Below are 19417 nucleotides of genomic sequence, written 5' to 3'. Positions count from 1 at the left end.
TCAGTCCTCGTCGGACTTTCCGCCGCTCATGCCCGAGGAGATCAGCTCCATCACCGAGGAGTCCTGGAGCGTGGTGACGTCGCCGAGGGAGCGGTTCTCCGCCACGTCCCGCAGCAGTCGCCGCATGATCTTGCCGGAGCGGGTCTTCGGCAGCTCCGCCACCAGCAGGATCTGCCGGGGCTTGGCGATCGGGCCGAGGGTACGGGCCACGTGGTTGCGCAGGTCCGCGATGAGCTGCTCGCCCGCGTCACCGGCGGTGTCCACGGTGCCGCGCGGGATGGCGAACGCGACGATCGCCTGCCCGGTCGTCGGGTCGGTCGCGCCGACCACCGCCGCCTCCGCCACCGACGGGTGCGACACCAGCGCCGACTCGACCTCGGTGGTGGAGATGTTGTGCCCGGAGACCAGCATGACGTCGTCCACCCGGCCGAGCAGCCAGATGTGCCCGTCGTCGTCGCGCTTCGCGCCGTCCCCGGCGAAGTACATGCCCTCGAACCGGGACCAGTACGTCTCGATGAACCGGTTGTCGTCGCCCCAGATGGTGCGCAGCATCGACGGCCACGGCTCGCGCAGCACCAGGTAACCGCCACCGCCGTTCGGCACCGACTGGCCCTGGTCGTCCACCACGTCCGCGCTGATCCCCGGCAGCGGGGTCATCGCGCTCCCCGGCTTGGCGGCGGTCACCCCCGGCAGCGGCGAGATCATCATCGCGCCGGTCTCGGTCTGCCACCAGGTGTCGACCACGGGCAGCTCACCTCGGCCGACGTGCTGGCGGTACCAGATCCACGCCTCGGGGTTGATCGGCTCGCCCACGCTGCCGAGCAGCCGCAGCGACGACAGGTCGTACTGCGCCGGAATGTCGTCGCCCCACTTCATCATGGTGCGGATCAGCGTCGGCGCGGTGTAGAGGATGGTCACCCCGTACCGCTGGACGATCTCCCAGAACCGGCCCTTGTGCGGGGTGTCCGGGGTGCCCTCGTACATCACCTGGGTCGCGCCGTTGGCCAGCGGGCCGTACACGATGTAGGAGTGCCCGGTCACCCAGCCGATGTCGGCGGTGCACCAGTAGACGTCCGTCTCCGGCTTGAGGTCGAAGACCGCGTGCGTGGTGTACGCGGTCTGGGTGAGGTAGCCGCCGGTGGTGTGCAGGATGCCCTTCGGGCGGGCGGTGGTGCCCGAGGTGTAGAGGATGAACAGCGGGTGCTCGGCGTCGAACGGCTGCGCGGTGTGCTCGGTCGAGGCGGTCTCCACCATCTCGTGCCACCAGCGGTCCTTCTCCGACCAGGCGACGTCCTCGCCGGTACGGCGGACCACCAGCACGTGTTCCACCGACGGGCAGTTCGCGAGCGCCTCGTCCACGGTCGGCTTCAGCGCCGACGGCTTGCCCCGCCGGAAGCCGCCGTCGGCGGTGATCACCACCTTGGCGCTGGCGTCCTGGATCCGGTTGGTCAGCGCGTCGGCGGAGAAGCCGCCGAAGACCACGCTGTGCGTCGCCCCGATCCGGGCGCAGGCCAGCATCGCGACCGCCGCCTCCGGCACCATCGGCAGGTAGATCGCCACCCGGTCGCCGGCCACCACGCCCAGGTCGGCCAGCGCGTTCGCCGCCTGGCAGGTCAGCCGGTGCAGCTCGGCGTAGGTGATGGTGCGGGTGTCGCCCGGCTCGCCCTCCCAGTGGATGGCCACCCGGTCACCCAGGCCCGCCTCCACGTGCCGGTCCAGGCAGTTGTACGCCACGTTCAACCGGCCACCGACGAACCACTTCGCGAACGGCGGGTTGGACCAGTCGAGCACCTGGTCCCACTCCTGCGCCCAGGCCAGCCGCCCGGCCTGCTTCGCCCAGAAGGCCAGCCGGTCGTTCGTCGCCTCCTCGTACGCGTCGGCCTTGACGTTGGCGTTCGCGGCGAGCGCGGCCGGCGGCGGGAACTGCCGCGTCTCATTCAGCAAATTGGCCAAGGCCTCGCTCATGGGCGTGACTCCTCGTTGCTCGGATGACCTGCGTCTCGTTGCAGAGAGGTTAACTTCGCCGGCCAGCCCCCGCGACCACGATCGTCACTCCGCCGCGCCCAGCGGCCCGCCCCACGCGCTCACCGGTGCCGCTGTGCGGCGTGGGTGTGACGGGCCGGCGCCGGGCGTACGGGTCCGGTCGCTAGCGTGACGTGGTGACCTCCGATCCGCTCGCCCCGCTCCTCGCCCTCGCCGACGTCGCTCCCGCCGTCGAGCGGGCCCGCGACCACGTCGACCAGGCGATGCGGCACCGTGCGCTGCGCCGGCACGGCGGCCAGGTGGCCGCCGAGGTGAGCCTGCGGTCCGCGGTGGCCAGCGCCGCCCTCGAGGGGTACGCCCACGAGCGCGAGACCGTCCGGGCCGGCACGGTCACCGATCCGGTGCTCCAGGGCGCGCTGCGGGTGGCCGGCGCGCTGCCCGGGTTGACCGAGCGTTGGTCGAGGGCGCCTCGGCAGGTGCTGGCGAGGTTGCACGTCCTCGCCGCCCGGGACGTGGTGACCGAGGCGGAGCTGGGACGACCGGTGGCCGATCCGGTGGTCGGCGCCCGGCTGGACGGCCTGGCCGGCCTGGTGGCCGGGGGTACCCGGGTCCCACCGCTGGTGCTCGCCGCCGTGGTGCACGGGGAACTGCTGGCACTGCGGCCGTTCGCCGGTCCGTCCGGGGTGGTGGCCCGCGCCGCCGCCCGGCTGGTGCTCATGTCGACCGGCCTCGACCCGCGCGGCCTGGTCGCGGTGGACGTCGGGCACCGGGAGCGGGAGCCCGAGTACGTCGGCTCGGCCGGAGCCTTCGCCACCGGCACCCCGGACGGCCTGCGGTCCTGGCTGCGCCACTACATGACCGCCACCGAGCGGGCCGCCACCGAACTCACCCTCATCGGCGACGAGGTCCTCGCCGCCCCCTGAACGCCGGTCGGCACCCCGGTCGCCCGCGCCCGGATCTCGATCGGGGTGGAGCGCGTCGTCAGGGCCGGCGGGCGGCCTTGTTGATCCTCCGTTGCAGGATCTGGCGGGTGACGGGACCGAGTTCGTCCACCACCTCGATGAGCACGCCGAGCTGGTCGAGCGCGGCCATCGCCCGTTCCGCGCCGGCGGTGTCCACCCCGTCGTAGAGTTCCAGCCCGACGAAGGCGGCGGACACGGCGCGGGCGAGACCGGCGACGTCGGCGACCTCGGCGAAGGGCGATCCGGCCAGGAGCCGCCGGAGGACGGCCTCGATCTCGTCCACCCAGAGCTGGAGCGCGCCGGCGGTCGGCGCGACGAGCCGCTCGTCACTCTGCGCGCCGGCGAGCATCTGGGCCAGGAACGAGACGTTGCCCAGCCGCCGTTCCTCCGCGTGCAGGCCCCGCCCGACCTCCAGCAGCTCGCGCAGGCTGCTCACCTCGGCCAGCCGGCCCGACCAGCTCGCCACCCGTTCGGCGGTGCCGGCCCGGCAGGCCGCCGCCAGCAGCTCGTCCACGCTGCCGAAGTGGTAGAACACCAGCGCCTGATTCACCCCGGCGGCAGCGGCGATGGTGCGCGCGGAGACCCCGGCGATACCGTGCTGGCGGATGGCCGCCATCGCCCCGTCGACGAGGCGGCGCTTGGTGTCGGACATCGCTCTCCTGGCGGCTGCGGTGGATGGGGCGGTGCGATCATCGCATCGGTCACGAGCTGCGCCAGCCAGGTGAGCCCGGGTAGCCGCAGGATCCAGCCCAGCCAGGCCCAGCCGAGGTGCACGTGCTCGAACGCACGGGCGACGGCGGCCACCCCCCGTTCCCGGTGACCGTCACCGCCCGTGTAGCCGGCGCGCCACAGCACCTCCGTCGGATGCCGTCCGGCGGGCACGATGGTGAGGTTCACCGGGTGACGGCGTTCGAGGAACCGCCGGACCGCCGCGCACGGCCCGCAGTCGTCGTCCAGCCAGAGCACGGCCGGCTCCCCGGGCAGGTACGGCCGCCACCGGGGCCACCAGGCACGGACCTGACGGCGGTGGTTCCGCCAGCGTCGTCCGTACCGGCGGTCGAGGTCGTGGTCCTCGTGCGGCCCGGCCACCGCGACGCTGAAGGCCACTGCCAGCCCCGCCCCCACCGCCAGCGCGGCACTGCCCGTGACCAGCGCGGTGAGCATCATCAGGGCCACCGCGCCGGCCTGCATCGGGTTGGCGAGATAGGCGTACGGGCCGGTGGTGACGAAGCGGTCCGGCGGGTCCCACGGGTACGGCGTCCCGCCGCCCCGGACCGCGAACTCGCGTACCGCCGCCAGCGCGGGCGTGGCGACCAGCAGAGCCACCTGGGCGACGAGCAGCAGCCGGGACGTCGGCAGCCCGGCCAGCCGCGCCCAGGAGCCGCCGGAGAGGGTGAAGGCCAGGGTGGGCAGGACCCACAGCAGCAGGGCGCCGAAGAGCCCGAGTTGGAGCAGGACCCGGGCGGACAGGTGCCGCCGGTCGGCGCTCCACCGGCCCAGCAGTTGCGCCGGCAGCGCCACGCCGAGCAGCCCGACCGCCTCGCCGACCAGCCAGTTCGGCCCGAGATCGAGCAGGGGCTCCAGAGCGGGCATGGTGACGACGTCGAGCCAGCCCAGCAGGCCGAGGGCGATCGGCAGCGGCAGCACCCGCCGGAGCAGTACGGGCACCGCTCCCCAGAGCGCCGCCCAGCCGATCCACAGGTCCACCGGCAGCCCCCGGTACGCCCCGTCCACCGGCGCGAAGGCGTACCAGCCGGTCGCGCGGGCCACCTCGTGCAGGGCGGCGACCCCGATGGCGGCGGCCACGAAGGCCAGCAGCGCCGCCGCGCGGGCGTCGCGGTCCCGGTCGTACCGGGCTGCGGCCAGCACCGCCAGCAGTGGCAGCCCCAGGCAGAGGTACCGGGCGACGGTCACCGCAGCGCCAGCATGTCGAGCAGGTGCCCGCCACCCTGGTCGAGCAGGGCGTCCTGGAGCGGCCCGAAGTACCAGGAGGGATCGAGGCCCCGCCGGTATTCGATGGTCAGGCGTACCTCGGTGTGGTCGGCGTCCACCGCCTGCCAGCGCAGGTCGGCCTGCCGCCACCGGAACCAGCGGCCGTTGATGGAGGTGTCCTCGGGGAAGCGGAAGGTCAGCTGCGAGGGTGCGCTGGTGGCGACCTCGGCGACGAGGTGACCGCCCGGTCCGTGTGCGCTGCCGTGGTAGCCGAACGTCCAGCGGTCGCCCGGGGCGAGCCCGGCCCCGGCGACGTGCGTCGGTACGGGCACCCCGAGCAACCGCAGCACCGGGGACCGGACCGGGGCGGGTCGCGGCCCCGCCGCCAGCCGCTCCGCCACCGCGTCGGCGGGGAGCGCCACCACCCGGATCACCTCGACCGACTGGTCCGGGGCGATTCTCGGCCCGATCCCGCTGCCCTCCAGGCCGGGTACGAGCAGCAGCGGCACCAGGATCACCGAGTAGGTGCGGGAGGAGCGCCGGACCAGGTTGATCAGGGCCATCGCGCCGTGGGCCACCGCGTAGACCAGGGGCGCGGCCAGCACCACGCAGATCGCGCCCTCGTGCAGGGCCACCGCCGCCAGCAGGAGAGCGATGGTGGTGGTGACGAAGACCCGGCCGTGCGAGGTGCGCCCCGGGGTCAGGGCCAGGGCCGCGGCGAGCAGGACCGGCAGCGCCACGAAGAGCAGGGCGCTGTCCGCCCGCCCGTCGTGGACGGCGATCGAGAAGACCACCACCCCGAAGGCGCCGATGAGTCCGGCGAGTAACCAGTTCGCTCTGGTCCGTCGCGGGGGTGCTGCCTGCTCCGTCATGACCCCGTCCTCTCGTTTTGAGCACTCGCTCAAGGGCAGGGTAGAGGCGTTTGAGCAATCGCTCAAGAGGGGCGTGACCTCCGGTCGGACGGGTGCGCTGACAAATGCAGCCGGCAGGCACCGCCTCGACACGCGGCCATGACGATGCGTGGGCCTCGAGGCGGCGGCCACGACGACGCGCGGACATGACGACGCGCGGACACGATGACGCCCGGACATGACGACGCCCGGACATGACGACGCCCGGACATGACGACGCGCGGACACGATGACGCCCGGACACGATGACGCCCGGACATGACGACGCCCGGACATGACGACGCCCGGACATGACGACGCCCGGACATGACGACGCGGACACGACGACGCCCGGTACGCGGGCCGTACCGGGCGTGGTGGGTAGGAAGGGAGTGCGGGGCCGGTCAGGCGACCGGCGCGATGCGGCTCCGGCGGTGCCGGCCGTACCAGGCGATGCCGATGGCGACCCCCACGCCGACGCCGAGCGCGGCGGCGGCCACCGGTACCGCCGGGCGCTCCCGCAGGCGGCGACCCAGCGGGATCGGGTGCCGGAACTCCAGCACCGGCCAGGAGTTCTCGCTGGCCAGCCGGCGTAGCTGCCGGTCGGGGTTCACCACGGTGGGATGGCCGACGCACTCCAGCAGCGGCCGGTCACTGTACGAGTCGGAGTACGCGTACGACTCGGCCAGGTCGTAACCGCGCGCGGTGGCCAGCTCGCCGACCGCGTCGACCTTGCGCGAACCGGCGGCGTAGAACTCCACCTCGCCGCTGTACCGGCCGTCCTGCACGGTCATCCGGGTGGCGATGACGTCGGTGACGCCGAGCAGTTCCCCGATCGGACGGACCATCTCCTCGCCGGAGGCGGAGACCAGCACGACGTCCCGGCCGGCGGCCTGGTGCTCCTCGATGAGGGCGGCGGCCTCGGCGTACACGTACGGGTTGATCAGCTCGTGGAGAGTCTCCGCGACGATCTGACGGACCTGTTCCACCTGCCAGCCCTTGCAGAGGGCGGCCAGGTAGTCCCGGGTGCGGGCCATGGTCTGCTCGTCGGTGCCGCCGAGCCGGAACATGAGCTGGGCGTAGGCGGACTTGACCACGTCCCGCCGGGTGATCAGGCCATCCCGGTAGAACGGCCGACCGAACGCCAGGGCGCTTGACTTGGCGATGACGGTCTTGTCCAGATCGAAGAAAGCGGCACCTCGGCCCACGGCGCGAAAGTCTAGCCCGATGGTCTAGGGTCGGCGGGTGCCCGGGGGTGGCGAACCTCACTCACCTGCGAACATGCACCCGTTGTCCGGAAATAAAGTGACGGCGGTCACATCGGGTAGGCGGAATTTCGCAGGGAGTGGAGGTTGCGCCACTCGACGTGAGTACGTCTGCTACGGCATGCTTGTACTTGCGACGACTTTTCACATCTGTACAGCACCGGCTCTCGGCGGTTGCACCCCCCGTAACCGCTGAGCGAGTTCGGCTCAATCCCCCCCCGGAGCCGAACTCCCCCGACGACCCCCGTCTCCCCCCGACGGGGGTCGTCCCTTTTTCGGCCCCGGGTCACATTCCTGGTCAGCGCCCCACCTGCGTCCGGCCGGTGTCGGTCCGCCGCGTCGATGTGTGGCTCCTCCCCGGGACGACCCGCAGCATCAGCGCCCGATCCCCACCGAACTGCGGTGTCGCCCGCCCGTCGGGCCGCCACCGGCTGCCCCGGCTCCTCGCGTGGCTGGCAGCGGACCGTGGCGGAGCGGGTGGCACCCCGCCGCCTGGGTGCGACTCGGGATCTTTCCCGAGGATCTGAAGCTGTTCGGGGGGTGCGACTTCTGCGGAGAGCTGACCACCCTCGGTCCGGGAGATGGCGGCCCCGTCCTGGGCGTTCGCAGCAACGACGGCCGAAGTCGATCTAGATGCCTTGGAGGAACCAGGTGCCGAATGGTGTCAGTGAGCCCTTTTCATTGTGGGTAGCGGTTGGCTTCGACGTGGTGCAGCACGAGGATGGCCTGCACAATCGAGGTGGCGCGGCGTGCACAGCCACCGAACCGGCACCGTCACGACGGACACCGTGAGCAGGCGGGCACGTCACCTGCGCGTCCGATTCACAGATATCGTCGGGCGTCAACCCCTTCCGTCCCTGACCCTGGGAGCCAGTGAATGCGCATCAGCATGGCGACGAGCGTCGGTCGGGCCGGCCAGTCGAACGAGGACTTCGTCGGCGCTGTTCCCGGCGCTGCGGTACTGCTGGACGGCGCCGGCATCCCGGGATCCGAGTCGATCTGCTCTCATGGTGTCGCCTGGTATACGCACCGTCTCGGCGGCGCACTGCTCGGCCGGCTGTCGCGTGACGACGGGCGAGGTCTCGCGGAGATCCTCGCCGCCACGATCGTCGAGATAGCCGCCGATCATTACGGCACCTGCGACATCACGAACCCCAGCAGCCCACAGGCGACCGTGGTGATTGTCCGTGCCCACCGGGGCCGCCTGGACTATCTCTTGCTCGCGGACTCCTTCCTCGTCCTCGACCAGGTTAGCGGCGGCCTCCAGGTCGTCACCGACGAACGTGAGGTCACCACCAGACGCGTCTGCTCAGTGCCATTAGATGGCGTTCCAAGGGGAACGCCGGAGTACGAGCGCATCCGAGACTCCTGCGTCGAAGCGCTGCGCGCTCGCCGGAACCAGCCGGGCGGCTACTGGATCGCCAAAGATGATCCCCACGCGGCGGAGGAAGCGGTAACAGGCAGCCGGCCCCTCCATGACCTGAACGGCGTCGTGCTGCTCAGCAATGGCGCCAGCCGCATCGTCAGCCCATACGGCCTTACCGACTGGCCCGGGCTACTGGAACTGCTCAACGCCAACGGGCCGGCCGACATCATCCGCCGCGTCCGGCAGGCCGAAGCCCTCGCCGCCGAAGGCCCCGATGCTCCGATCCCTGACGACGCCACCGTTGCACACTGCACCGACCTACCGCGTTCCGAGATTGCGGTAGGGCGGTGCAGCGAGAACTAGCCCCTGATGCCCGCTAGAGCTGACGACCAGGATGGAAAGGCTCAGCATTAGAACAGGCACCACTAGGCTGGCGTATGGAAGCGAATTCACCGAAGAATAGGCCGCGGAAATCGCGAGGTCCCGGATCCGGCTCGGCTTGCCTCCACCTGCACCTTGATGAGCCGATCGCACTCTGTGGAAGTCGGCATCGGTGTGGTTCTCGGACGAGGCGACTGCAACCTCATGCTCCACTTCTTTTTCCAGACGCTCCACCATCGGAGAAAGAGCGTCAGGTAGCGACTCGGCCACCAGTCTCCCTGCCCGACCTCATAATGCACCTCACCCGCGGGCGCTCCGGATGCGAGCACTGCCTCGGCGATTGATCCGACGCAAACCGCATTGGCGGACCGGTGCGGCATGTTGCTGCTGCCACTCAAACGGTGGGCCCGAGCAGGTGCCGAACCGCCTGGCACTTTACCGTTCAAGCGCTGCGCTGGTCTTCCCGCGCCCAGCCCGCTGGCGCAGCGCGAAACCCGGGGAGAGAGCGACCGGGCGAAATCCGCCGGACAATAGGTTGTCAAATATGTGCTCACCGAGACTTTTGGTGGAGAATATCCTATAGAGTTTCGCTGCCACGTCTGTGCGCGACCGGAACCCGGGCCGGGAAGGGCGCGGCCGTCCGGTGGCCCCGGAGAGGAGCAACCATGTGGGACGCTGCGGAGCCCGGCCTCGTACCCGAACACCTGCGGACCATCAGGTATTACGGTGAGCCGGTCCTGCTCACCGTCGACGGGCAGGACTTCCGGGTCCGTACGCGTGCCGGGGAGCCCGGCGTGTACGACTTCGACTGGCTCAGCGGGCCGCACGAGTACGGCTTCACACTCTCCGGGCCTGCCGACCCCGTGATGAGCCGGCCCGAGATGGAGCAGAACATCCGCGACTTCCTCGCCGGCATCGACCCCGCCACCGGATACCTGGCGGAGTGACCGGCGCGCCGCACCCGAGGGCGCACCGCCTGGACCGTCGGGTTCCGCCTCGGGTGGGGACCGATGAGACGCCGGATCAGGGCAGGCTGGCCGGGAGGCCGAAGTGGCGGAAGACCCCGGGGTCCAGGAACGAGGTGATCGCCGTGACGCGGTCACCGCGCAACGTCAGCACGTCGATCGACCAGGCGTGGTGCGTGCCGGTCCCCTCGGCGTCGAGGTAGCCGGCCACCGCAGGCTGCCCGTTGGCGTGCGTGGGCAGGTGCCGCCATGTCCCGCACCCGGTCAGCGGCACCCGTACCGCGAAGTCGGTGACCGCCCGGATACCCGCGTACCAGGCGGGCAGCGGTGGCATGGACCAGGTGACGTCCTCGGTCAGCAGGGCGACCAGGGCGTCCGCGTCGGCGTTCTCCAGCGCCGTGGCGTACCCGTCGACGATCTGTCGCAGCCGCGCGTCGCCGACCTTCCGCAGCGTGTGCTGCTGGCTGGATGGGCCGACCCGGTCCGCGACGAGCCGGCGGGCACGCGCCAGCGCCGAGTTCACCGAGCTGGTCGAGGTCTTCATCATGGTGGCGATCTCGGCGGCCGAGAAGCCGAGAACCTCGAACAGCAGCAGTGCGGCCCGCTGGTTGCCCGGTAGGAACTGGAGCGCGGCGACGAAGGCGAGTTCGACGGCCTCCCGCTGCTCACAGCGGGCGTCCGGATGCGCCGGGCCGTCTGCCAGCTCCCGATCCGGGTACGGGCCGAGCCAGGCGACCCGTCCCAGTGGCGCGTCGCCGATCACGGTGCGGTCGCTGGCCGGACCGAGGTCCACCGGCAGGGCCCGTCGGCCCCGGGCCGCCACGGCGTCCAGGCAGACCCGGGTCACCACGGCGTACAGCCACGAGCGCAGCGAACTACGCCCCTCGAATCGGGCGAGCCCGCGCCAGGCGCGCAGCAGGGCGTCCTGGAGCGCGTCGTCGGCATCGTGGGTCGAGCCGAGCATCCGGTAGCAGTGCGCGTGCAGTTCCCGGCGCAGGGGCGCGACGAGATGGTTGAACGCCTCGTCGTCACCGGCCCGCGCCCGGTCCAGAGCCGGATCGGTCGCCACCTCGGTGGGCCGGTCCAGCGCCGGATCGGTCGGGACGCCGGCGGGCGGGTCCGGGGGCGTTCGAGAATTGTTCCCCACGAGCGACGATTCTGCCTGACGGCGGGAGTCACCCCTTCGACCGGAACGATCCGGCCGTATGACGGAGGACCTGATGAACCGCACCGTGACCGCTTCCCCCACCGTCGGAACCCTGCGCGTCCCCGACGCCACCCTCCACTACGAGGTACGCGGCCGGGGCCCGCTGGTGGTGCTGGTCGGCGCGCCGATGGACGCCGCGTCGTTCGCGCCGCTGGCCGAGCTGCTCGCCGTCGACCACACCGTGCTCACCACCGACCCCCGGGGCATCCACCGCAGCCCGGTCGACGACCCCGACCGGGACTCGACCCCCGAGATGCGCGCCGACGACCTGGCCCGGCTGCTGGCCCACCTCGACGCGGGGCCGGCGGCGGTGCTCGGCTCCAGCGGCGGCGCGGTCAGCGCGCTGGCGCTCGCGCAGGCCCAATCCGGCCGGGTGCACACCGTCGTCGCGCACGAACCTCCCCTCGACGAGCTGCTCGACGACCGGGAGGAGCTGCGGGCGCGTACCGAGGAGATGGTCGCCACGTACCTGGCCGGCGACCCGGTCGGCGCGTGGCGGCAGTTCCTGGTCGTGGCGAACATCGCGATGCCCGACGAGGTGATCGAGGCGATGTTCGGTGGGGAACGCGACCCGCAGACGGTGGCGGACGAGCACTTCCAGTACGCGCACATGCTGATCCCGACCACCCGCTGGCAGCCCGACCTGGCGGCCCTGCGCGCGGGCGCGACGCGGATCGTGGTCGGCATCGGCGAGGAGTCCACCGGTCAGCTCTGCGACCGGACCTCCCGGGCGCTCGCCGCCGGGCTGGGCGTCGCGCCGACCATGTTCCCCGGCGACCACATCGGCTTCGCCGAGGATCCGGAGCGGTTCGCCGTCCGGCTGCGCGAGGTTCTGGCCGAGGGGTGAGGAACCCGCTGGTCGACGGCGCGGCGCACCAGCGGTCGACGGCGAGAGCCGCTAGCGGACGACCGCCCGGGCCGGCGCGGCGACCGGCTGGTAGACGGCCAACGCCCGGCCGTCGCCGTCGGTGACCACCCACGGGTGACCGACCTGCGTGTCGCGCCGGTGGGACTCGCCCGGCGACAGCCGCTCGACGCGTACCCGGACCCCCCAGTGGTTCAGCCAGTGGACGGTCACCTGCCCGGCCCGCTGGTTGACGAACTCGACGGTGGTGTCGGCCCCGCCGTCGACCGAGCGCAGATCCTGTTCCTGCTCGGCGGGGAGTGGACTCAGCTCCACGACGTCCGGGGCGGCGGAGCGGGTCGGGGTGGCGGCGGGCCGGCTACCCGCGGTGGTGCTCCGGTCGGGGGTCGGGGTGCCCGCTGACGGGGAGGCGGAGGTGGGGGAGACGGTCGGGGAGGTCGCCGCGGGGGCGGTCGGGGTGCTCCGCGCGGAGGCCGCCGCCGGCCTCGGTGTCGTGCCGACGAAGGTCGGCAGCGGAAGCGCCGGCACCGACGGGTCGGCCACCGGCCTGGGTACGGGCGTGGAGGCGGTGCCGAGCGCCCAGACCACCGTGACGGTCACCGTCCCCACCATCGCCGCGACCAGCGAGTACCCCCACCAGGACGAACGGAACCGCCGCCCGCTGGTCTCCTGTGGTCCGGATCCTGCCGCACGAGTCATCAGTGGCCGATCTCCGCTCGGGTGCTGCCCCGGAAGGGCGGCACGGGTCCACGATTATCCAGAAGTGATCGTTGCGCGCGTCGATGGACCCCGTTGCCGTGGTCGATGGAGAGCACGGCCGAGGGCTGCGGGAAGGGCGGTCCGGCAGCCCTTTGCATAGCAGATCGACTGCCGGAACAGGCGCTGTCCACAGGCGCTCCGGTTGTCCACAGGCACGGCGGTCACGCGAGCGGGAGAGGCTCCCGTCGGCGCAGTCTCTCGGCAGCACCCCCGAGCCTGACTGCTGGAGGCCGCGATGCCACCCCGTACCGATGTCCGGCCGCGCCGACGACTCCCGCTGGTCGTCACCGCGGACGCCGACCTCCTCGACGACCTCCTCCGGCTCGCCGCAGCCGGCGGTACGGAGGTGGAGGTGGCCGCCGACCCGGCGGCGGCCCGGGTCCGGTGGTCCCCGGCACCGCTGGTGCTCGTCGGCGGTGACCAGGCCCAGCCCTGCCTGCGGGCCCGGTTGCCGCGTCGGGCCCGACTGGTGCTGGTCGGCCGCACCGGTGTCGCCGACCCCGGCTGGGAGGTCGCCGAACTGATCGGTGCGGAACACGTCGCGATCCTGCCGTCGGCGGAGCCCTGGCTCGTCGACCGCTTCGCCGAGTGCGCGCCGCAGGCGGACACCACCGCCCGGGTGGTCGCCGTGCTCGGGGGCCGGGGTGGGGCGGGTGCGAGTGTCCTCGCCGGCGGACTCGCGGTCACCGCCGCCCGGGCCCGGCTCCGGACCCTCCTCGTCGACGCCGACCCGCTCGGCGGCGGGCTGGATCTGGTGCTCGGCTGGGAGCAGCTGGAGGGGCTGCGCTGGCCGGCGCTCACCGACGCCGACGGCCGGGTCGACCCGCCCGCCCTGGTCCAGGCCCTGCCCAGCCGGGGTGACCTGGTGGTCCTCTCCGGGGACCGGGGCGATCCGCTGCCGCTGCCCGCTCCGGCGATGGCCGCCACGCTCGACGCCGCCCGGCGGGGGCGGGACATGGTCGTGATCGACCTGCCCCGCCAGCTCGACGACGCCGCCGTGCTCGCCCTACAGGCCGCCGACCGGGTGTTCCTGGTGGTCCCCGCCGAACTGCGCGCCACCGCCGCAGCAGCCCAGGTGGTCACCGCCGCCGCACCGCACTGCACCGACCTGGCGGTGATCGTCCGTGGCCCCGCGCCGGGCCGGCTGAAGGCGGCCGAGGTGGCTCGGGCGCTCGGCCTGCCGCTCGCCGGCACCCTGCGACCCGAGCCGGGCATCTCCCGGGGGCTGGAGCGGGGTGAGGCTCCGGCGGCGACCGGGCGTGGTCCGCTCGCCGTGCTCTGCCAGCGCATCGTCGCCGACCTGACCGGCCAGTCGGTGGAGGGCGCGGCATGACCGAGCATCCCCGTGCGTCCGACCGTCCGGCCGCCGTCGGTGAACTCTCCGCCCGGGTACGCCAGCGCTTCGCCGCCGAGGCCACCCCGGTCACCCCCGCCACGGTCGTCTCGGCGGTGCGCGCCGAGCCCGCCGCCGCCGTCCTCGGCGACACGGTGGTGCTGCGGATGGCCGACCGGGTGCACGACGACCTCGTCGGCGCCGGGCCACTCGGGCCGTTGCTGGCCGACGAGAGCGTCACCGACATTCTCGTCAACGGCACCCGGGTCTGGGTGGACCGGGGCGACGGCCTGCGGCAGGTCGCGGTCCCGGTCGGCACCGGGGACGACGTACGCCGGTTGGCGCAGCGACTCGCGGCCGGCGCGGGCCGGCGGCTCGACGACGGTTCCCCGTTCGCCGACGCCCGGCTCGCCGACGGCACCCGGCTGCACGCCGTCCTGCCCCCGGTGGCGACCAGTGGCCCCTACCTGTCGCTGCGGACCTTCCGGCAGCGTCCGTTCACCCTCGACGAGCTGGTGGACCACGGCACGGTGTCCCGGTCGGTGGCCCCGCTGCTCGCCGCCGTCGTGGCGGCCCGGCTGGCGTACCTGGTCACCGGGGGCACCGGCTCCGGCAAGACGACCCTGCTCAACACTCTGCTCGGGCTGGTGCCGGGCACCGAACGGATCGTGCTGGTCGAGGACGCCGCCGAACTTCGCCCGTCGCATCCGCACGTCGTCGGGTTGCAGGCCCGCACCCGCAACGTGGAGGGGACGGGCGCGGTGGGCCTCGCCGACCTGGTGCGACAGGCCCTGCGGATGCGACCGGACCGGATCGTGGTCGGGGAGTGCCGGGGCGGTGAGGTGGTCGACCTGCTCGCCGCCCTGAACACCGGCCACGACGGCGGGGCCGGGACGCTGCACGCCAACGCCCCGTCGGACGTGCCGGCCCGGCTGGAGGCGCTCGGTCTGCTCGGCGGGCTGCCCCGCGCGGCCCTGCACGCCCAGGTGACCGCTGCCCTCCAGGTGCTGCTCCAGATGCGGCGGGGACGCAGCGGCCGGGTGTTGGAGTCGGTCTCGCTGCTCCTGCCCGACGGGCCGGAGCGCCTGGTCACGGTCGTGCCCGCCTGGGTACGCGGACGCGGCCCCGGGCGGGCCGCCCGCGCCCTGGGCGTGCTGCTCCAGCAGCGCGGTGTGCCGGTGCCGCCGATCCTGTCGGCGTGGCCCGGCTCCCCGGGGACGCCGTCGTGAGCGCCGTCGCCTGGCCGGTGGTGCTGCTGGTGCTCGCCGCCGCGGCCGTCATCGGCTGGCCGGTGGACACCGGCCGGTCCCGGTACCGGATGCTGTTCCGCTCCGGGCGGCACGTCACTCCGCCGGTCGACGGGGACCCGACGGCACGCCCGGGGCGGGCCGTCCCCGTCCCGGGGCTCCGGCGACCCGGTCCGCTGCGTGACCCGGATCGGTCGCGGCGTCGCCGGGTGGGTGACCGGCTCGACGGGGGTGCGACCGGCCGGCGGACCCCGACGGGGCCGCCCAACCGTCGCGACCCGTCCCGCCCGGCCGGGTCACCCGAGGGCCCGGCCACGGTCTGGTCCGGTGGGCGCGCCGGCACCGGCCCGGCCCCGCCGGGAACGGTGACCGACGCCGGTCGGCGGATCGACGACGATGCCGTCGGCGGCCGGACCGGCCGCTGGACGCTGTCCCGGAGGCGGAGCGTGGCCCTGGCCGCCGGTGCCGGAGCGGCTGGCGGTGGCCTGCTCGCCGGGCCGGCGGCCGCCGTGGTGGCTGCCGCGTACGCCGCCCTCGGCGTGCGGGCCCTGCTCCGGCGTCAGGCGAACCGGTCGGCGGAACGGCTCCGCCGGCACCGGCTCGACCAGCTCGGCGCGCTCGCCGCCGACCTGCGGGCCGGTCTGCCGGTCCCGGTCACCCTCACCGGCGATCGTGCCGGGTCGGAGGCCGGTCACTCGGTTCCGGTCGTGGTCGCTGACGGTCCCGCCGTCCCGGGCGGTACCGACCCGGCCGACCGGCCGGAGCGCTCCGCCGACGCCACCACCGCACCCGTCGGCCCCGATCGGATCGACCGGCTGACCCGGGCGGCGGCCCGCCTCGCGGACCGGACGGGTGCGCCGCTGGCCGACCTGGTGGAGCGGATCGAGGCCGACCTGCGGGCGCTGGACCGTGGCCTGGCCGCCGCAGCTGCCCAGGCCGCCGGGGCGCGGGCCACCGCCTGGCTGCTCGCCGCGTTGCCGCTCGGCGGCATCGCCCTCGGGTACGGCATCGGCGTCGACCCGGTCCGGGTGCTGCTGCACACCCCGGTCGGTGCCGGCTGCGCGGTCGCGGCGACCGCGTTCCAGGTGGTCGGACTGCTCTGGGCCGAGCGGCTCGGCGCGACTCCCGGCGGGGCGGCCTGATGGGCGTCCGGTGCGCAGCCCCGGTCGGCGGCGACCACGCCGCCCTCCCTGACGGCTCCGCCGTGCCGGAGGGCGGCGCCACCGTCCCGGCCGGTGGTCCGGTCGTGTCGACGCACGGTGCGACCCTTGTCAGCGGCTCCATTGTTCTCGCTCCCGGCCCCGTGGCCCGCGCCGATTCGGCCGGTACCGGTGCCGCTCAGCTCACCGCCGCCGGCTGTCTGGTCGTCGCGGCGCTGGTCGTCGCCCTGGCGCACCGACACCCGTACCACCGGGCCGGCCTACGGGAACGTCCGTCGGGCCCGGACCCGGCAACGACCTCCCGACGGCGACCGGACCTGGTCCGGCTCACCGCCGGCCTGGCCGGGATCGCGGTCGCCGTGGTCGTCGGCGGCTGGACCGGACTGGTCGGCGGCGTGCTGGCCGGGGCGGCCCTCGACCGGCTGCTCCGCAGGATCGAGCCGCCGCCCGTCCGCAACCGGCGGCTCGCGGAGGTCGCCGACCTGCCGCTCGCCGCTGACCTGCTGGCGGCGGCGATGCGGGCCGGTGCTCCCGTGGACCGGGCGGTGATCGCCGTGGCGGAGGCGCTCGGTGGGCCACTCGCCGAACGGCTCGGTCGGGTCGGCCGCACCCTCCTCTTGGGCGGAACGCCGGAGGAGGCGTGGGCCCACCTCGTTCCGGTGGCCGGGGCGGACCGGCTGGTGAGCGCCGCCGTCCGGTCGGCGCAGAGCGGCGCGGCACTGGCCGGGGCCCTGGCTCGCCTCGCCGACGACCTGCGGACCGATCGGACGTTGTTCGCGGAGGCGTCGGCCCGTCGGGCGGGCGTGTTGATCGTGCTGCCGCTGGGGCTCTGCTTCCTGCCGGCCTTCATTCTCGCCGGCCTGGTGCCGGTGATCGTCGCCGTTCTCGGTGACGTGCTCTGACAACCGTCGAGAAAGGACACCCACCGTGCGCAAACTGATGGCCCGCCTGCGCGGGGACGCCGGGATGAACACCGCCGAGTACGCCGTCGGCACCCTTGCCGCCGTCGCCTTCGCCGGCATTCTGCTAAAGGTGCTGACCAGCGGCAACGTGCAGTCGGCGTTGACCGCGGTCATCGACCGGGCGCTGAAGTGACCGAGCGCCGGTGGGCCGTCCGGGCCGGTGGACCGGAGGCCGCCGCATCGCCGACCGGTGACAGCCGGGCAGCCCTCGTCGTGCCGCCGAACGGGGGTGGGCGGGGAATCGTCGTGTCGCCTGCCGGTGGTGAACGGGGAGCCGACGTCGCCAGGGCGGTGACCGGCGGTGACCGGGGTTCCTTCACGGCTGAACTGGCGGCCGGCCTGCCGGCGCTGATGCTGCTGCTCCTGGCCGGGCTGACTGCGGTCAGCGCGGCGACCACGAAGGCCACCTGTCTGGACGCGGCCCGGGAGGCGGCGCTCGCCGCCTCCCGGGGGGAGAGCGGACGGACGGCCGGTGCCCGGATCGCCCCGAGCGGGGCGGACGTCTCGGTCGAGGTGGGTCAGGACCGGGTGACCGTGACGGTGCGGGCCCCGGTGCGGGCGCTCGGCGCGAACCTGCCCCGGATCACGGTGGTGGCGACGGCCGTGGCCGCCGTCGAGCCCGGCATCCCGTTCCCCGCGCCGTGACGGTCCCCGCGTCGCCGGCGGAGGGGACGGCATGCAGGAGCGGATCGCCCGTCGTGACCAGACAGCAGACGTGCCCGGCGGCGGACCGGGGTGGGGCGAGCGTCCTGCTGCTCGCGGTGGGCCTCGTCGTCCTGCTCGTCGGGCTCTTCGGGACGGCAGTGGGCGCCGCCCGGACGGCTCGGCAGCAGGCGCGGGTGGCGGCCGACTTCGCGGCTCTGGCCGGGGCGGGCACCAGCCTCCGGGGCGCGGAGGCCGCCTGCCAGCGGGCCGCCGAACTGGCCGCCGCCAATGGTGCCCGGCTGGTCCGGTGTCACCTGGACGGGCTGGACGTCCAGGTCACCGCAGAGGTGACGGCCGAACCGCTCCCCGGGCTGCCCCGGAAGGCCACCGTCACCTCCCGCGCCGGCCCGGTACGCGGCTGAGCCGCCCGGTCGGACCGCCCCGGTCGGACCGCCGAGCACCCGCGCTCGCCGCGCGCTCCGGCCGGACCGGTGAGCACCCGGGCCAGGCCGCCGGTGAACGCCCCGGCCGGGGCGCGGAGGACGACGCGGTCCGGTCAGCGGCCCTGGAGGGCGTCCAACCCGATGGCCATCGCGATGACCAGGCGGCGGTCGATCTGCGGGTGCGCCACCTCGACCGTGTACCGGTCGCGCAGCCCCCACTGCTTGACCACCGAGAAGATCGGCTGGCCACCGGCGGTGAAGTCGAAGTGGTACGGCAGCCAGGAGAGCGAGTCGACGAACCGCCGCAGCAGGGCCACCGGCATGCTGCGTTCCTGGCCGGTCGTCGGGGGCAGGCCGGGCTGCTCGACGTGCCAGGTGGAGCGCAGCAGCGACTGGGCGAAGTCCTTGCGGAACAGCCCGATCGGGTTGCCGAGATGGTCGGTGACGTCGTACGTGGCCCCGACGTCGAGCCGCTGCCGGGCCTTGAAGCCCAGCAGGGGCTGCTGCTTGCTGTCGTCGGTGTAGATGGTCACCTGCTCCTTGAAGGCGAGCCGCTTCTGCTGCGCGAAGGCGAGCAGTCCGCCTTCCGAGCCGTCCGGCGCGACCGCGTGGACCTCGTACTGGTTGACCATGAACCGCAGACGTTGCCGGATGTGGAACCGCTGTTGGGCCTGAAGCTGGTTGAGCTGCATGAAGGTCCCTTCCGTCCGATGCGCCGACTCTTGCACACCGCTTACCCACCGGCACAGTCGATCATCGGTCCGGCACCGCGCACGCCGGTGCGGGTGGCGTGGACCCCATGATCGATGTGTCGGACGCCACCCGCCGGGTGGAGGTTCACCGGGTGTCGTTGGGGGCGCGGAGGACCCAGGTGTTGAGCAGTTGGTGGATGGCCCGCAACCGCTCGTTGATCTGATCCAGCCGCTCGGCCTGGGCGAGTTGGGCCAGCGCCGCGCCGAGGGCGATCTGCTGGTCCCGGGTCAGGTTCTCCTGGTCGACCGTGTAGAGCAGGTCGACGGTCTCGCTGATGGTGTCGGCCACAACTCCTCCTC

At 73.5% G+C, this 19417-nt stretch carries 20 protein-coding genes; 11 read left to right on the top strand and 9 right to left on the bottom strand.

Annotated elements, in window-relative coordinates; genetic code table 11:
• Positions 1–1965 carry an acetate--CoA ligase gene (acs, locus tag AB0F58_RS03705; RefSeq protein WP_357137397.1) on the bottom strand — a complete coding sequence of 655 codons (1965 nt, stop codon included), beginning with the start codon at positions 1963–1965 and terminating at the stop codon, positions 1–3.
• A gap of 194 nt (positions 1966–2159) precedes the next feature.
• Here acs and AB0F58_RS03700 point away from each other — a divergent pair, with 194 nt between their 5' ends.
• A complete protein-coding gene (locus tag AB0F58_RS03700; RefSeq protein ID WP_357137394.1) occupies positions 2160–2906 on the top strand; it encodes an oxidoreductase in 747 nt (248 codons plus the stop codon).
• 58 nt (positions 2907–2964) lie between these two features.
• Here the strand turns inward: AB0F58_RS03700 and AB0F58_RS03695 are convergent, their stop codons facing one another.
• The 4 genes from AB0F58_RS03695 to AB0F58_RS03680 form a co-directional block, all read right to left on the bottom strand.
• Entirely contained in the window at positions 2965–3597 is a 633-nt protein-coding gene (locus tag AB0F58_RS03695) for a TetR/AcrR family transcriptional regulator (protein ID WP_357137391.1), read from the bottom strand.
• Positions 3492–4859: a methyltransferase gene (locus tag AB0F58_RS03690; protein WP_357137388.1), complete on the bottom strand. Its 1368-nt coding sequence runs from the start codon at positions 4857–4859 to the stop codon at positions 3492–3494. Before AB0F58_RS03690 ends, AB0F58_RS03695 begins: the two co-directional genes overlap by 106 nt.
• On the bottom strand, positions 4856–5749 hold the full coding sequence (locus AB0F58_RS03685) for a hypothetical protein (RefSeq protein WP_357137385.1): 894 nt from the start codon (positions 5747–5749) through the stop codon (positions 4856–4858). The genes AB0F58_RS03690 and AB0F58_RS03685 overlap by 4 nt, the downstream gene beginning before the upstream one ends.
• A gap of 422 nt (positions 5750–6171) precedes the next feature.
• Complete coding sequence (locus AB0F58_RS03680) at positions 6172–6975, bottom strand: HAD-IB family hydrolase (protein ID WP_357137381.1); 804 nt, start codon at positions 6973–6975, stop codon at positions 6172–6174.
• Between the two features lie 934 nt (positions 6976–7909).
• Between AB0F58_RS03680 and AB0F58_RS03675 the strand changes: the two genes are divergently transcribed.
• Positions 7910–8761: a hypothetical protein gene (locus AB0F58_RS03675; RefSeq protein WP_357137378.1), complete on the top strand. Its 852-nt coding sequence runs from the start codon at positions 7910–7912 to the stop codon at positions 8759–8761.
• A gap of 683 nt (positions 8762–9444) precedes the next feature.
• Positions 9445–9726 carry a hypothetical protein gene (locus tag AB0F58_RS03670; RefSeq protein ID WP_357137376.1) on the top strand — a complete coding sequence of 94 codons (282 nt, stop codon included), beginning with the start codon at positions 9445–9447 and terminating at the stop codon, positions 9724–9726.
• Positions 9727–9802: 76 nt separating this feature from the next.
• On the opposite strand, the gene AB0F58_RS03665 is transcribed toward AB0F58_RS03670, so the two are convergent.
• Positions 9803–10891 (bottom strand): sigma-70 family RNA polymerase sigma factor, encoded by a 1089-nt coding sequence (locus AB0F58_RS03665; RefSeq protein WP_357137373.1) that lies wholly within the window; start codon positions 10889–10891, stop codon positions 9803–9805.
• A 73-nt stretch (positions 10892–10964) separates the two neighbouring features.
• On the opposite strand from AB0F58_RS03665, the gene AB0F58_RS03660 reads away from it, so the two are divergent.
• The gene (locus AB0F58_RS03660) at positions 10965–11798 is read left to right on the top strand and encodes an alpha/beta hydrolase (RefSeq protein WP_357137371.1); all 834 of its coding nucleotides are present in this window, start codon (positions 10965–10967) and stop codon (positions 11796–11798) included.
• A 51-nt stretch (positions 11799–11849) separates the two neighbouring features.
• Here AB0F58_RS03660 and AB0F58_RS03655 read toward each other — a convergent pair whose 3' ends face one another.
• Entirely contained in the window at positions 11850–12515 is a 666-nt protein-coding gene (locus AB0F58_RS03655; protein ID WP_357137368.1) for a hypothetical protein, read from the bottom strand.
• Positions 12516–12810: 295 nt separating this feature from the next.
• Between AB0F58_RS03655 and ssd the strand changes: the two genes are divergently transcribed.
• The 7 genes from ssd (at position 12811) to AB0F58_RS03620 (ending at position 18344) form a co-directional block, all read left to right on the top strand.
• Positions 12811–13908, top strand: coding sequence for a septum site-determining protein Ssd (gene ssd / locus AB0F58_RS03650; protein ID WP_357137365.1), 1098 nt, complete (start codon positions 12811–12813; stop codon positions 13906–13908).
• Positions 13905–15137 (top strand): TadA family conjugal transfer-associated ATPase, encoded by a 1233-nt coding sequence (locus AB0F58_RS03645; protein WP_357137363.1) that lies wholly within the window; start codon positions 13905–13907, stop codon positions 15135–15137. The genes ssd and AB0F58_RS03645 overlap by 4 nt, the downstream gene beginning before the upstream one ends.
• The gene (locus AB0F58_RS03640) at positions 15134–16297 is read left to right on the top strand and encodes a hypothetical protein (RefSeq protein WP_357137360.1); all 1164 of its coding nucleotides are present in this window, start codon (positions 15134–15136) and stop codon (positions 16295–16297) included. Before AB0F58_RS03645 ends, AB0F58_RS03640 begins: the two co-directional genes overlap by 4 nt.
• A 335-nt stretch (positions 16298–16632) precedes the next feature.
• Positions 16633–17217, top strand: a complete 585-nt coding sequence (locus tag AB0F58_RS03635; protein WP_357138668.1) for a type II secretion system F family protein — start codon at positions 16633–16635, stop codon at positions 17215–17217.
• Positions 17218–17254: 37 nt separating this feature from the next.
• The gene (locus AB0F58_RS03630) at positions 17255–17410 is read left to right on the top strand and encodes a DUF4244 domain-containing protein (protein ID WP_172900371.1); all 156 of its coding nucleotides are present in this window, start codon (positions 17255–17257) and stop codon (positions 17408–17410) included.
• Positions 17411–17523: 113 nt separating this feature from the next.
• Entirely contained in the window at positions 17524–17922 is a 399-nt protein-coding gene (locus AB0F58_RS03625; protein WP_357137357.1) for a TadE family type IV pilus minor pilin, read from the top strand.
• Between the two features lie 53 nt (positions 17923–17975).
• The gene (locus tag AB0F58_RS03620; protein WP_357137354.1) at positions 17976–18344 is read left to right on the top strand and encodes an Rv3654c family TadE-like protein; all 369 of its coding nucleotides are present in this window, start codon (positions 17976–17978) and stop codon (positions 18342–18344) included.
• Positions 18345–18478: 134 nt separating this feature from the next.
• Here the strand turns inward: AB0F58_RS03620 and AB0F58_RS03615 are convergent, their stop codons facing one another.
• Together AB0F58_RS03615 and AB0F58_RS03610 are read right to left on the bottom strand one after the other, a co-directional pair.
• Positions 18479–19057: a hypothetical protein gene (locus tag AB0F58_RS03615; protein ID WP_357137352.1), complete on the bottom strand. Its 579-nt coding sequence runs from the start codon at positions 19055–19057 to the stop codon at positions 18479–18481.
• A gap of 145 nt (positions 19058–19202) precedes the next feature.
• Positions 19203–19406: a hypothetical protein gene (locus AB0F58_RS03610; protein ID WP_357137349.1), complete on the bottom strand. Its 204-nt coding sequence runs from the start codon at positions 19404–19406 to the stop codon at positions 19203–19205.
• Positions 19407–19417: the final 11 nt, after the last annotated feature.

Source organism: Micromonospora sp. NPDC023956 (genome assembly GCF_040639195.1).
In the GTDB taxonomy this organism is placed as follows: Bacteria; Actinomycetota; Actinomycetes; order Mycobacteriales; family Micromonosporaceae; genus Micromonospora.
Note: the sequence above shows the minus strand (reverse complement) of the source record. Positions and strands in the feature narration are given on the sequence as shown.

Bases quoted from the DNA above. Each gene is read 5' to 3' on its own strand.
- AB0F58_RS03660 (WP_357137371.1), top strand. From the start codon at position 10,965: ATGAACCGCACCGTGACCGCTTCCCCCACCGTCGGAACCCTGCGCGTC.
- AB0F58_RS03615 (WP_357137352.1), bottom strand. From the start codon at position 19,057: ATGCAGCTCAACCAGCTTCAGGCCCAACAGCGGTTCCACATCCGGCAA.
- AB0F58_RS03630 (WP_172900371.1), top strand. From the start codon at position 17,255: ATGGCCCGCCTGCGCGGGGACGCCGGGATGAACACCGCCGAGTACGCC.
- acs (WP_357137397.1), bottom strand. From the start codon at position 1,965: ATGAGCGAGGCCTTGGCCAATTTGCTGAATGAGACGCGGCAGTTCCCG.
- AB0F58_RS03670 (WP_357137376.1), top strand. From the start codon at position 9,445: ATGTGGGACGCTGCGGAGCCCGGCCTCGTACCCGAACACCTGCGGACC.
- AB0F58_RS03685 (WP_357137385.1), bottom strand. From the start codon at position 5,749: ATGACGGAGCAGGCAGCACCCCCGCGACGGACCAGAGCGAACTGGTTA.
- AB0F58_RS03675 (WP_357137378.1), top strand. From the start codon at position 7,910: ATGCGCATCAGCATGGCGACGAGCGTCGGTCGGGCCGGCCAGTCGAAC.
- ssd (WP_357137365.1), top strand. From the start codon at position 12,811: ATGCCACCCCGTACCGATGTCCGGCCGCGCCGACGACTCCCGCTGGTC.
- AB0F58_RS03695 (WP_357137391.1), bottom strand. From the start codon at position 3,597: ATGTCCGACACCAAGCGCCGCCTCGTCGACGGGGCGATGGCGGCCATC.
- AB0F58_RS03645 (WP_357137363.1), top strand. From the start codon at position 13,905: ATGACCGAGCATCCCCGTGCGTCCGACCGTCCGGCCGCCGTCGGTGAA.
- AB0F58_RS03655 (WP_357137368.1), bottom strand. From the start codon at position 12,515: ATGACTCGTGCGGCAGGATCCGGACCACAGGAGACCAGCGGGCGGCGG.